Below are 14200 nucleotides of genomic sequence, written 5' to 3'. Positions count from 1 at the left end.
ATGTTAGAACCATTCAACGGCACGATCATACCAAGTATCGGCATCTTGCTCATCACTATTTTCTTGGCTATCGGTATCAACGGCTTCACCATTTGGAATCTCAAAATTGCCTTGTTGGTTTTGCAACTGTGATTGTTCGCGTGCACGGTCTTGTTGATATAGGCCAAGCGCACAACTGCTGGCTTCTTTTGGTAGATGCGCTGACAGTACTGGCAGATAACGGGCATCAGTACAACGCTCATTAGATAACTTACCTGAGTTGTTCTCCAACCATAACCATTCAATACCTTCAGGCTCTGGTAGCGACACAGGCGTCAGCTTGAGACGGTCCATATAATCAACCCAAACTGGTAATGCGCCACTACCACCGCTTAGACCGATAGGTTTGTTATCATCACGACCAACCCAAACCACACTGACGTAGTTGCCACTATAACCGGCAAACCAAGCATCTCGAAAGTCGTTTGTGGTACCTGTTTTACCCGCCAAGTTTAAATTGCTACCAAGTGATTTTGCACGTTTAGCAGAACCAGTTGCAACCACTTGCTGTAGCGCGTAATTCGTGAGGTAATTGGTCTCAGGCGGGATGCTGCGCTGAGTATTGAGTCCAGTACGTTGCAAGATACGGCCGCGATCATCTATCACCGTACGAATACTATGAATAGGGGTGCGAAAGCCGCCAGTTGCAAAGACTTGGTATACACCAAGCATATCCATCGGGCTAAGATTGACAGAGCCTAGCAGTGCTGAAGGATATGGTGGTATGTCTTCTTTTACACCCATACGCTTCAACTGTTTGGCAAAGGTATCAATTCCAAACTCCATGCCCAAGCGTACCGCCGCTTGGTTATATGATTGTGATAGCGCAGTGGTAAACGGTACATAACCATGATCACGATTGTCGTAGTTCTTTGGGTTCCATTTAGTACCATCGCTTAGATTGACTGTAATTGGCGAGTCATCTACCGAGCTTGCGAGATTGTAGCGTCCGCTTTCGAGCGCTGTCATATAAATGACTGGCTTTAACAATGAGCCGACTTGACGCTTGGCATCGACGGCACGGTTAAAGCCGGTAAACTCACTGCCACTACCAACCACAGAAACCAGCTCGCCAGTTTCAGGATTGGCACTCACTAGAGCACCTTGCAAATCTTTGGTTTTGCTGCTCTTGCGACGTAGCTCACCCAGTTTTTTATCAACGGCTTTGTCTGCTGCCAACTGCGCAATTGGGTCTAACGTACTGATAATAGTGAGACCTTCGTTTTTGAGATCATCAGAATAATAAACAGTATTCAGTTCACGTTTGACGATATCCAAAAAGTCAGGAAATTGACTCTTACCATCAACGGGTTTTTCCACGATATCAAGCGGTCGTTCAATCGCTTTATCATAGTCTTCTTGGCTAAGTGACTCTACAGCCAACATATTGCCCAAGACAATGTTACGGCGCTCTTTTGAGTCATTTGGGTTGCGACGTGGATTATAGATACTTGGGCCTTTTGCCATACCCACAAGCATGGCTTGTTGATCTAAGCGTAGCTCTTTGAGTGGTTTGCCAAAATAAAACTGTGAGGCCAAGCCAAAACCATTAATAGAGCGCTTACCATTCTGACCTAAGTAAATCTCGTTTAGATACGTCTGTAGAATTTCGTCTTTGCTGTAATGCAATTCAAGTAGTACAGCCATTAATGCTTCGTTGGCTTTGCGTTTTAGCGTACGGTCTGAGTTGAGATAGAAGTTTTTGATCAACTGCTGAGTAATGGTCGAGCCGCCCTGTCTAGAGCCGCCAGAGAAGTTATTTATTACGGCGCGTGCGATACCGCGTACAGATACCCCTTTGTGCTCGTAAAACGCACGGTCTTCCGTGGCGATCAACGCATCGATGAGCGGCTGTGGTACGTCATCTAATGAGACGACCATACGATCTTCGTTACTATCTGGGTAGATACCACCAATATTGACAGGCTCTAAGCGAATGATGCCGCTCTTGGCAGGTAAGGTACTCTGCACCGATGAAATCTTATTACCATTAATAGTCATTTTGATGACTTGCTCTTTGTCCACATCATTGGCGCTATAAGTGAAGCCACGCGTGTGGATAAAGTAGGTATTACCTGATTTATGATAAGTACCAGTGCGATCATAAGCTTTGTTGCTTTGATAATTAAGCAGTTCTAGCCAAGTTTTCATCGTATCGGTATCGACACTAGCACCTTGATATAATTCAAGTGGCTGCGAATATACTTTGGCAGGAATATCCCAGCGCTTACCCTCAAACTTATGGGTAATGGTACGATCAAGTTTGATTAAGTATAGCGCGAGCAGCACCATACCCGCGATAATAACAATTAATATAAGACTACTAAATACCAAGCCGCGCTGCTGTGAAGGTAGCGTGCTGACAATAGGCCTAGCAGACTGTGGTAACTGGGTATTTGGTAGCTTGGAATTGGATTTTTGCACTGATATCGCACCATTTTGGGATAAAAAACTGCTTCATAATGACGCAAAATGACAAATTTTTCAATCTATCATCGTCAAAGTAGGCATTCATTGGTATTAAACTATGAGCATTGAGACTGCTTACAGCACTTGCTTATAGTATAATCTTTATTAAAGTATTCACATGAATATAAACGCATCAAGAGCTTTTAATTGCTTTTATAGATGCCATATAGAATAGTCGTTCACGATAGCAATTTAATCTTGCTACAACGATGTGTTTTTTATGAATTATCCGCTGTTATTGTTGCGTGTTACTTTATGCTAGCAAAGCCAAGAGACCTTTAAAGTTGCTGTTTTATTTTGTTTTATAACCTAAGTTCTATAACCTAAGCATTGAGTACTGTTAATGATAGCAAGCTGCCCGCGAAGCGAATTTACTTGAAACGAACTTGAAACGAATAAGGTTCGAGCAAACCTGTTTAAAGGAAGTAAGCGCGATTATGTCTAGTGTCCCTCCATCAATAGCTTCTACCCCAAACCATCATTATGAAGACAACTCGATCATTGAAGGTCTAGTGCTGCCACTTGCGGGCGATTGCTTTCATTGCGGTGATCCTGTACCGCAGCCACCATTCTATGCCGAGATATTGGGTCAATCACGTGAAATGTGCTGTATGGGCTGTCAGTTGGCAGCGCAGAGTATCGTAGAGGCTGGGCTTGAGCAATATTATCTGGATCGCTCGGAGATTAGTCGTACGGCAAGCTTGCCTACTCAAATGACTCGCCTTGAGGCTTATGATCATGACGAGATAAAGCAGCAGTTTGTGTATGCGCAGGATGGTATGTCGGTGGCAGAATTGTCTGTCAATAATCTGCGTTGTGCGGCGTGTACGTGGTTGATTGAATCACGTCTCGACGAGTTAGATGGTATCAGTAAATGTCAGGTGAATTTGACCAACCAACGTATGCGGGTAATTTGGAATGAAGATAAGCTACCGATTAGCCGTATTCTGGCCGTTATCAATGAAATCGGCTATGAAGCCAAGCCTTATCGTCAAGACACGCATGAGGCCATGTTGGCACGCCATACTAATCAAATGCTGCTGCGCCTTGGCATTGCTGCGCTGGGTTCGATGCAAGCAATGATGTATGCCGTGGCGCTCTATTTTGGTGAATATAGCGATATGCTGATATTGCAGCGTGATTTTTTGCGTTGGGTCTCATTGTTCGTCAGTACGCCAGTATTCTTTTATGCTGGACTACCATTTTTTACATCAGCATGGTCAGCGGTTCGCGCCCGCCAAGTCAATATGGATGTGCCTGTCAGTATTGCGCTAATTGTGACCTTTTTCGCCAGTTTATATGCCACGATTACTGGGCAAGGGGAAACGTATTACGATTCAGTCAGTATGTTTATTTTCTTCTTATTAGCAGGCCGTTACATCGAGCATAATGCTCGCCTAAAAGCGGCGACTATGGCCAATGATTTGGTGGTGGTTGAACCGGTGTTGGTTCAAAAAGTTGCGGAAGATAAAGAAGCTGCTAAGCGTATTTTGCAACAGATTTCGCAGAATATGCTCAATCAGACGGCTAGCAGTGAAGAAGATGGAACTGCTGATATTTCACGTGATAATGTGAATGTGGACGCTATAAGCAACCAAAAATTATCAAGTGCTATGCCTAATTTTATGAAGAGCATAGATGATAATGTTCATGAGCTAACCGCACGTATCGCCCAAGACTGGCAGCAATCACGCAATCAGCGATTCTCTTTATCAAAACAAGAATCAAAACCAGAGTCAACAACAGACGTCAGCGTCGAAGATAAAAGTAGTACACAAGACAAAAAAATGGTGACCGCTCACAGCTTGCAAGTGGGTGACATCATCATGGTAGAAGCTGGATCTGAAATTATCAGTGATGGTATTTTGCTCAGTCCAACCGCTACAGTCTCGCAAAGCCTGCTAACGGGCGAGGGCGACTTGATTATTAAATCTCAAGGCGACTATATCGTTGGTGGTGCGCAAAATGACAGTCAGCCATTTGAGATGCTGGTCACCGCACTACCAGAAGACAGCCAGATAGGCTTGATAGATAGACTTATGAACCGCGCCATGAGTGAAAAGCCAAAACTGGCACAGCAAGCAGATAAGCTGGCACGCTGGTTCGTGGCACGGATTTTAGTACTGTCTGTCTTGGTGTTTATTGGTTGGTATATCGTTGATCCGAGCCAAGCCGTTTGGGCTACCGTCGCAGTATTGGTCGCAACTTGTCCTTGTGCATTGTCTTTGGCGACACCGATTGCGCTTACGGTATCGACGAATCGGTTGGCGAGCTATGGGTTTTTGACCACGCGTGGACATACGCTACAAACGCTTGCTGAAATCACGCATGTGGCTTTTGACAAGACAGGCACGCTGACTTATGGTAAGCCGAACCTACTCAATATCGAATTAACTGATCTTCTGAGTCAAAAAGAGACAGAAGGTTTAGCATTATCAGACCAAAAAGATAAAGTCTTAGCCATCGCCGCTGCTTTAGAAGTGGGTAGTCGCCATCCGATTGCCCATGCATTGCTGACTGCTGCTTATCAACTGCACCTGCCAGCCACGCAAGCATTACAGCATTATCCAGCGGGTGGGGTAGAAGCAATGATCGATGGTGTGTTATATCGAATTGGTCATGTAGATTTTGCCTTAGACAATACCAATGATGCTAGTGCAAATAATGATATAACCATTGATTTAGTAGCGCAGCGTGCTAGCTCAGCGGTGGTGTTATCTTGTCAAAATAACGATTCAGACGATTGGCAGGCGTTGGCGTGTTTTTACTTTAATGACAAGGTGCGTGACAGTGCTAAGTCGATGCTTGATACGCTGAAAGCGCTAGGCATTGAGTCTGTAATGCTGACTGGTGATCCAAGTCCACAAGCGTTAGTAATGGCGAAAGGTTTGGGTATGAAGTCTGCCTATAATGGTCTATCGCCAACCGATAAGGTTAATCATATTCGAAAATTGCAGTCTGAAGGTGCAGTAGTGCTGATGGTTGGTGACGGTATCAATGATGCACCTGTACTCGCAGCAGCAGATGTCTCGACCTCAATTGCTGGCGCGGCAGATTTAGCTCAAGTATCGAGCGATAGTATTATCTTAAATGGTCACATTGAAGCCATTACTGCGGCCAAACGTATCGCTGATAAGACAGAACGCATCATCAAACAAAACTTCCGCTGGGCACTGGTATATAACAGTATTGTGTTGATACCAGCAGCTTTAGGCTATGTACCACCATGGCTCGCTGCTATTGGTATGTCACTCAGCTCATTGTTTGTGGTCTTAAATGCCTTGCGTTTGAAGCGTGCTTAGGGTAATTGCAGTCATACCATAATGAAGACCTAAACGCTTTAAGTTGTTTCTGTTCGCATGCAGCAACTCTATAAGCGTTGTACCTATTATTTGACTCATATCGTTTATCTTATGCATGTCGATTAAGAAAATAGCAGACATAAAAAAACCCTCATCAAATTGATGAGGGTTTTGGCAAATGCCATAATCGAATTAATAATAATTCAAAAAATTTACTACTAAAATGTGGCTCTCCAACCTGGGCTCGAACCAGGGACACACGGATTAACAGTCCGTTGCTCTACCAACTGAGCTATTGGAGAATAGGTTGTAAGTATTAAATACGCTTACAACGAGCTTAGAAAGTCTCTAACGAGTTCTTGCTAAGTGGGGCGTATTCTAGCAAAGATAAAAAATACGTCAAGCTTTTTTTGCATAATTTTCAAAGTTTATTCTTTTAAGTAGGTAATAAGGCATTATTCGAGGTGGTTTCCCAAAGATTAGTCATTGATAGGCGAATAAAAAAGACACCACATACTCTCTATGTGGCATCTCCTCTAAGCGCTATTTTAATCTATCAATATATTTCTGAGCTTATCGTCTTTGAAATTTATTCAGCAACGTCTAAATCAGCCACTGCTTGCTCGATACGTGATAAGGCATCTTTTAGCGTGGCTTCATCCGTGGCGTAAGAGATACGCATGTAACCACCAAGGCCGAATGCATCACCAGGCACGACTGCCACGCCAACCTTGTCTAATAACCATGCTGAGAACTCCGTGCATGACGACAGGCCAGCCGCTTTGATTAGCGGTACGATATTTGGATATACATAGAATGCGCCATCAGGGCGCAGGCAAGTAATACCTTTAATGGCATTTAGACCATTCACCACCAAATCACAGCGCTGTTCAAATGCCGCTACCATTGGTTCTAATACGCTTTGGTCGCCGCTGATAGCCGCTTCTGCAGCGACTTGGCTGATAGAAGCTGGACATGAGGTGGATTGTGATTGCACCTTTTTCATGGCACCGATTAGTTTAGCAGTGCCACCCGCATAGCCGATACGCCAGCCTGTCATCGCATACGCTTTCGAGACACCGTTCAAGATGATCGCACGGTCTTTTAACTCAGGTGCTGCATTTAAGATATTGTAGAACTTGTCGCCCGTCCAGCGGATATGCTCGTACATATCATCTGAGGCTACATAGACTTGTGGATGTTTTTTCAAGACTTCAGCGATGGCTTTTAGCTCATCTAACGTATAAATCATACCCGTTGGGTTAGACGGACTATTCAATACCAACATTTTAGTTTTATCGGTGATAGCTGCTTCTAACTGGTCGGCAGTAATTTTGAAGTCTTGCTCAGCAGGGCATTTGACAATGACGGGTACACCTTCTGCGATGATGACCATGTCAGGGTAGCTGACCCAGTAAGGCGCAGGAATGATAACTTCGTCACCTGGATTGATAAAGGCTTGAGCAAGGTTAAAGAATGATTGCTTACCACCAGCCGATACTAGGATTTCGTTTGGCTCATAGCTGATGTCATTGTCACGCTTAAATTTTTCAATAATAGCTTTTTTTAGCTCTGGTGTGCCATCAACAGCAGTGTACTTGGTAAAGCCATTATTAATGGCGTCAATCGCTGCTTTTTTGATGTGCTCTGGTGTATCAAAATCAGGTTCGCCAGCGCCTAAGCCGATAATATCTTTGCCCGCAGCTTTCATCTCTTTGGCTTTATTGGTAATGGCCATAGTCGGTGACGGTTTGATGTTGTTGACGCGGTTAGACAATTGTATCTCGCTCATGAGGTATCCTTTTTGTATTAGAGTAGAGTGGGTGAACAGCTGATATTGATTGTATAACGTGCTCCATGCAACCAGTACACGATATTGTGGGCGTGTCGAATATGAGGTGGTTTTTTAAACCGTTGAGACTATAAATAATACTCAATAATAAATGTGCTTCGACTGTAATATTGTAGCATCTAGGTATTTTGCTGTCCCAAGACACCAAGACGTATATTCAACTCAAACCACATCTGATTAATAGTTATTTAAATAAACTAATAGTGGTTAAATTTTGCCAAATAGCTGTTTAACGGCTCTATGTTATTCGAACTGTGTTGTCTGCGCTGATTCTCTCGATTAACTACCATCTATCGAATTTTCACCAATCTTTTATAGAATGAGAGAAATATCTTAATAATAGGAATTAATGTCATTATTCATAGCATTATCATTGGCTAGATAAACCGAGTGTATTTGTACTTCTATGCCCATTTTAATTGCGAAGACACAACAATAAACCTGTATCGACACACTATAATTATTTAGATTTCTTAAATAAAATAGGCATTAGCTTAATGAAATGCGATTAATGTTATCTACCAAAAAACAATAACAACTGAGTATGTAACATCTGGCTAAGCACTGACTTATACATTATAAAAGAAATAATAAAGGATACTGACAATGACAAACTTTCCCAAGAAACAACATATTCTCATTACTGGCGCAACGTCAGGTATCGGCAACCAATTAGCCAAAGATTATTTGTTAGACGACCATCATGTCTACGCTGTTGGCCGTGATGATACCGCATTGGCTGAGCTAAAATCATTGGGGGCTGAGACCATTGATTTAGACCTTATGGATCGAGAAAAAGTAATAGAAGCTTTTGAGAAGATTGATGTGATTGACTTAGCGATTTGCGGGGCTGGTATGTGCGAGTATTTAGACATGCCAAACTTTGATAGTGCGTCATTCATGAAAGTGATGTCCGTCAATATGGGGACATTATCGCACGCTATCGAAGGCGTTTTACCTAAGTTAATCGCCTCAAAAGGTCGCTTGATTGGTATTGGTTCAGCGTCCGCTTATGTGCCTTTTGCCCGTGCCGAGGCTTATGGCAGCTCAAAGGCGGCCATTCATTATCTAATGAAGACTCTACAAATTAGCTTAGCGCCACATGATGTATCAGTCAGCTTAGTCGTGCCTGGTTTTGTCGAAACACCAATGACCAAACAAAATGACTTCCCTATGCCATTTATCCAGACGCCAGCGCAGGCAAGCCAAGCCATCCGAGATGGTATAGCGAGCGGGCACGATGTGATTGAATTCCCGAAGAAGCTAACCTTGCCATTGAAGGCGTTGGGTACATTACCAGATCTAGTGTGGCAGCAAGTCAGTGGAAAGCTTAATAAAACATAACTGATACTAGGGCGTGTCTTCAATTCACCCGATAGTCATCTAGATGGGCTAAAAATGGCTAAATCTTGCCAAACATCGTCAAATAGCTAGTTAATATCCCGATATTATCTGCGCTATTTTTCTTGTTTGACGGCAATTTATCTCATTTTTATCACCATTTTTGAAATGAAGACACGCCCTAAAGAGTCGTTCAAAATAAATCGCTAAAAACAAGTCGTTAAAAACAGATCGTTAAAAACCTACAAAGGAACGCATGTATGTCGTTTATCCGCCGTAAACGTAAGAACACAGAAATAGTCTCTAACGAAGCCAGCAACGTTTTGAAAAGTGCGTCTAGCGTCCAAGCCAAAAAGCGTATCGCTATTATTGGTTCGGGTGTGTCAGGATTGACTTGTGCTCATTACCTCGTGGCACAACATGACGTAACAGTGTTCGAAGCCAATGATTACATCGGCGGGCATGTGAATACGATTGATGTGGCACTCCAAGATGGCAAAAAAGCAAAAACGGGCAATGTGGAAACCAGTGCGATAGACACGGGATTCATTGTTTTTAACGAGCGTACCTATCCTAACTTTTTTCGGTTGTTATACGACTTAAAAGTACCGTTCCAGTCGACAGACATGAGCTTTTCGGTAAAAAACATTGCACGTCATTTTGAATACAACGGTCATACGCTTAACACTTTATTGTCACAGCGTAAAAACGTGCTCAATCCAAAATTTTGGCGATTTATTAAAGATATTATACAGTTCAACAAGCATATCAAGCAGCTACGCCAAGATTACGAAGTGGCACGTGCTCAAGGGCAAGATGTCAGCGTCTTCACCGAGCAAACACTTGGTAATTACCTTACACAGAAAAACTACGGCAATCTATTCACAGACAACTATCTGCTGCCAATGGTTTCAGCTATTTGGTCAACCAGTCTGGATGAAGTACAAGATTTTCCATTGGTGTTTTTTGCGCAGTTCTTTGATAACCACGGCTTGCTCGATGTGGTCAATCGTCCGCAGTGGTTCACGATTAAAGGCGGCTCAAAACAGTACGTCAATAAGTTAGTGCCACGCTTTATCAAAGCGGGCGGCGAGGTACGAGTAAACAGCCCAGTACAGTCGGTAGTTCGTGATGGTGAGCAAGTATTATTGACGGTTCAAGACAAAGGTAACACTGATAACAAGATCGAAAATTTTGTATTTGACGAAGTTGTCTTTGCTTGTCATGCAGATACTGCGCTGAAGATTTTAAAAGATGCCAGTACAGAAGAGTCTGAAGTGCTAGGGCATTTCCGCTTTACCAAAAATACCGCCGTACTTCATACCGATATCAGCGTTCTACCTAAGAAACCGTTGGCATGGGCAAGTTGGAACTACCTCATTGATGAAACAGCATCGGGCAGCACGACGGAGATTGAGCAAGCTGCTGAAAGCGTACAAAGCCCTGCTAAGCCCGTACTGACGTATCATATGAATATCCTGCAGCGACTCACCAAACAGCATAATTATCTAGTGACGCTTAATCCAGAAACGGTTGATAAAAATATCGATGACAAGCAAATCATTGAAAGCATTGATTATAGCCATCCAGTATTTGATCTCGCGATGATTGACGCACAAACCAAATGGTCGAGCATCTCTGGTAACGGCTTGCATACGCATTTTTGCGGTGCCTATTGGTTCAATGGTTTTCATGAAGATGGTGTGCGCAGCGGTCTACGTGTCTGTCAGGCATTGGGTCATGATATTACGATAAAAGACGACGTTGACCCGGCTCACTTGCCTGATGCTGATAGTGCACACACGCCATTCCGTTACAAAGACATGCCGGTAAAGGCGGATACCAAGTCACGTAAACTTAATAAGCGTGAAGTCATCAGAGCGACCACCAATCAGGAGTTGGTTGAGTATGCCGAGCGTTTACAGTCTACCGTCATAGATGGTGGACAGAAGAAAAAACGTGGCTTATTTGGTTATCGTAACTCGAAGTAATTTTAGAATTAAAATAGAAAACACCACTAAAGAGAGTGCTATGTCTAACGAAGACTACTCGTCTAACAACGCCTTACCACATCAGTTGTTCTATGGAACAACATGGCACAGCCGATTACTGCCAAGTGTAAATAAATTTGTCTACCCGTATCGCTATTGGGGCGTGAATATCAGCGCACTAGCTGCAGGGCAGGTACTTCCTGAAGTAAGCAAAAATATTTTTGCCAAAAATAGTCTAATAAAGAAATCACCATTCAAACGACTTTTAGCAAAAGGATTGCCATTATTTTCAGCAAATAAAAAAGCCTTGCAGCAGTTTTGCCCAGATGATTATTTGCAGAAATTAGAGGGTTTAAGCGGCAATGAAGATAACGACAACGACGGTACCAATGGCAATATTGATTTGAATCCTACTCAAGCACTCAGCCATCGTCTGCGTGATGCTTTCGTTGAGTATTCAGGTGGCGCACCGACTGGCGATATGATCGGTTTGCTAGTCTGTCGTAATGCAGGCTTGTACTTCAGCCCAGTCAATTTTTATTTAGGATTTGATGCGCAGCAGGCGCCAACGCATCTGCTAGCTGAAGTAACCAATACGCCATGGGATAAGCGTCATTGTTATGGGTTTTTACTCGATGGTGAGGAGACGGAGTTCTGTCATGATAAAAATTTTCATGTCTCACCTTTTAATCCCATCGATCAGCTTTATCGCTGGCAGGTTAAGGTAAAAAAACAGCCGGATAACTGTTTGCAGGTTCGTATCGCTATTAATATCAGTGATGAGCGTGGTGAAGTGCTAAAAACAGGCATAAAAATGTCAGGTGTACCAATGACTGACGCCTCTATCCGAAAAAGCTTACGACAAAATCCAGTGATGAATCTGACTTCTTTGACTCGTATCTATTGGCATGCTTTTAAACTTTATGCCGTCAAAAAAGTCCCTTATATTAATTATGATGAAAAGCTAGCAGACAGCCAACAGCAAAAATAAAACAGCTCAAAAGACAGCTATTAGCAATTCAAAGCCATTAGCTATTTATAGTCATTAGAAATCCCAAAATTTCATGAATGTTAGACCAACCAAAAAAGCATTTAGACAAGGATAAATACACGATGCCAGCCAGACTGACCGATCGAGCACCTGTTTCAACATTAGAGAAATTAACTGCACAGATGAGTAAAGTGGTCAATGAGAGCGCTGTCTTAAAACCTGTCAGTGGCGGGGTTAATAAAGTGGCAAGAAAGTTGATATTTCGCGCGTTGCAGCATATACAGTTTGGCAGCCTTACCGTCATCGAATCTTTCGGTAATCAAGCACCTAAGACTAGCTGTTTCGGCAGTGAGTCTACTACTGTAGCCAGCAGCTCGGCAGTGGGTCGTCACTCTTTGCATGTCACCTTGACCATCCATGATCCTGCTGTCTATCGTCAACTATTACTTGGCGGCTCTATTGCGCTAGCAGATAGCTATATCAACGGCGAGTGGGATACGGATGATTTGACGGGTTTGATTCGGTTAGCGGCTCGTAACTTGGCTGTATTGAATAAACTGGAGAATCGCTTTGCAGGTGTCAGTAAAGCCTTTGAAAAAGCAAAGCATCAACTGCGTAGCAATGATAAGTCTGGCTCCAAGTCAAATATTTTAGCCCATTATGATTTGGGCAATGACATGTATCAGCGTTTTTTAGATGACACGATGATGTACTCATCAGCGGTATATAGTACGCCCGATGTGTCTCTTAGCGATGCCCAACAGCATAAACTGGCGCTCATTTGTCAGCGTCTACAATTGACTGCTGATGATCATGTGATTGAAATCGGTACCGGTTGGGGTGGTTTTGCTATTTATGCTGCCAAACATTATGGCTGTAAAGTCACCACAACAACTATCTCTGATGCGCAGTATGGCGAGGCACAGCGCCGAGTCGAAGCAGCTGGGCTGTCTGATAAAGTAACGTTACTCAAGCAAGATTATCGTGAGCTGACAGGTCAGTACGACAAGTTAGTAAGTATCGAGATGATTGAAGCCGTCGGGCACGAATACTTGCCGACGTTCTTTGCTAAATGTAACAGTTTGCTCAAGCCAACAGGGCTGATGGTGTTACAAGCAATCACTTTTAACGATCAAAATTATCAAGACTATGTAGGGTCAGTGGATTTCATCCAAACGCATATATTCCCAGGTGGCTGTCTGCTTTCAAACCAAGAGTTGACTACTCAATTCACAGAGCAGACCGACATGGTTATCAAGCAGCTTCATGACTACGGCTTTGATTATGCGCATACGCTCAGAGATTGGCGTTTAGCATTTATGTCGCAGCGTGAAGAGATAGTTGAGCTTGGTTATGATGAAGCGTTTATCCGCCTGTGGAACTTTTACTTTTGCTACTGTGAAGGGGGATTTTTAGAGCGGACTATCGGAGTGGTGCAGTTGACAGCAGTGAAGCCAAACAACATCGATATAATGCATTTCTCTGATTTGCCAGCTGCCGTCTTAAATCATAAAACAGTTTTGAACGATGAGACAGTCTTTAATAATGAAAGCATGGCAGACACCGCGACTGTGTAAATGTTTTGATATGGATATGGTTTCGTTTTAGCGCTCGTAAGGTCTTATAACGCATTAACCGTTTGAGACCTACGTGCTGAGATGTTTTATATTGTTTGAGTAGCGCGTCTGTCAAGGAACCCAGGATATCGTGTCACCGCTAACGCCTCATCGACATTATAATTTTCTACGTTTTTATTCATTTTATAAGAGGTAATATCATGGGTTACGTTTTCATTTATCTCGCCGCTGTGGTTATCTTTTTAGGTGTCGATGCTGTTTGGCTGACGACCATGAAAGGAGCCTTTTATGAGTCGCGTATCGGTCATCTATTGGCTGATGAGCCAAACATGATGGCTGCTGGCGTGTTCTATATGTTTTATATATTGGCGCTTTGTATCTTAGTGCTGTATCCGCAAATCAAATCAGGCGCTTCAATTGGTCATATTTTCTTGCTTGGTGGTTTGATTGGACTGATGGCATATGGAACGTATGATTTTACTAACTTGGCACTGTATAAAGGCTTTACCTTAGATACCGCATTAGTAGACTTTGCTTGGGGTGGGATTTTGACGGGTTCAGTCAGCGCTACTGTTGCATGGTTGGCTTATCGCTTTCATTGGCTCAGCTAAATATTATTAGGTCATCAAATCTGTCAT

At 43.1% G+C, this 14200-nt stretch carries 8 protein-coding genes and 1 tRNA gene; 6 read left to right on the top strand and 3 right to left on the bottom strand.

What is annotated here, in order from left to right; translation table 11 throughout:
• Nucleotides 1–3: 3 nt before the first annotated feature.
• Nucleotides 4–2463: a penicillin-binding protein 1B gene (gene mrcB, locus ACZW67_RS02145; protein ID WP_465181980.1), complete on the bottom strand. Its 2460-nt coding sequence runs from the start codon at nucleotides 2461–2463 to the stop codon at nucleotides 4–6.
• 482 nt (nucleotides 2464–2945) lie between these two features.
• On the opposite strand from mrcB, the gene ACZW67_RS02140 reads away from it, so the two are divergent.
• A complete protein-coding gene (locus ACZW67_RS02140) occupies nucleotides 2946–5810 on the top strand; it encodes a heavy metal translocating P-type ATPase (RefSeq protein WP_465181979.1) in 2865 nt (954 codons plus the stop codon).
• A gap of 226 nt (nucleotides 5811–6036) precedes the next feature.
• On the opposite strand, the gene ACZW67_RS02135 is transcribed toward ACZW67_RS02140, so the two are convergent.
• Nucleotides 6037–6112, bottom strand: a tRNA-Asn gene (locus tag ACZW67_RS02135).
• Between the two features lie 287 nt (nucleotides 6113–6399).
• The gene (locus ACZW67_RS02130) at nucleotides 6400–7602 is read right to left on the bottom strand and encodes a pyridoxal phosphate-dependent aminotransferase (protein ID WP_465181978.1); all 1203 of its coding nucleotides are present in this window, start codon (nucleotides 7600–7602) and stop codon (nucleotides 6400–6402) included.
• A gap of 666 nt (nucleotides 7603–8268) precedes the next feature.
• Here ACZW67_RS02130 and ACZW67_RS02125 point away from each other — a divergent pair.
• The 5 genes from ACZW67_RS02125 (at nucleotide 8269) to ACZW67_RS02105 (ending at nucleotide 14173) form a co-directional block, all read left to right on the top strand.
• Nucleotides 8269–9006: an SDR family NAD(P)-dependent oxidoreductase gene (locus tag ACZW67_RS02125; protein ID WP_465181977.1), complete on the top strand. Its 738-nt coding sequence runs from the start codon at nucleotides 8269–8271 to the stop codon at nucleotides 9004–9006.
• A gap of 257 nt (nucleotides 9007–9263) precedes the next feature.
• Nucleotides 9264–10994 carry an NAD(P)/FAD-dependent oxidoreductase gene (locus ACZW67_RS02120; RefSeq protein ID WP_465181976.1) on the top strand — a complete coding sequence of 577 codons (1731 nt, stop codon included), beginning with the start codon at nucleotides 9264–9266 and terminating at the stop codon, nucleotides 10992–10994.
• Nucleotides 10995–11034: 40 nt separating this feature from the next.
• Nucleotides 11035–11985 carry a DUF1365 domain-containing protein gene (locus tag ACZW67_RS02115; RefSeq protein WP_465181975.1) on the top strand — a complete coding sequence of 317 codons (951 nt, stop codon included), beginning with the start codon at nucleotides 11035–11037 and terminating at the stop codon, nucleotides 11983–11985.
• A 122-nt stretch (nucleotides 11986–12107) separates the two neighbouring features.
• A complete protein-coding gene (locus ACZW67_RS02110; RefSeq protein WP_465181974.1) occupies nucleotides 12108–13562 on the top strand; it encodes a class I SAM-dependent methyltransferase in 1455 nt (484 codons plus the stop codon).
• Nucleotides 13563–13762: 200 nt separating this feature from the next.
• Complete coding sequence (locus ACZW67_RS02105) at nucleotides 13763–14173, top strand: DUF2177 family protein (RefSeq protein WP_465181973.1); 411 nt, start codon at nucleotides 13763–13765, stop codon at nucleotides 14171–14173.
• Nucleotides 14174–14200: the final 27 nt, after the last annotated feature.

The sequence above is a fragment of the Psychrobacter sp. TPE 89C genome (genome assembly GCF_055522395.1).
Note: the sequence above shows the minus strand (reverse complement) of the source record. Positions and strands in the feature narration are given on the sequence as shown.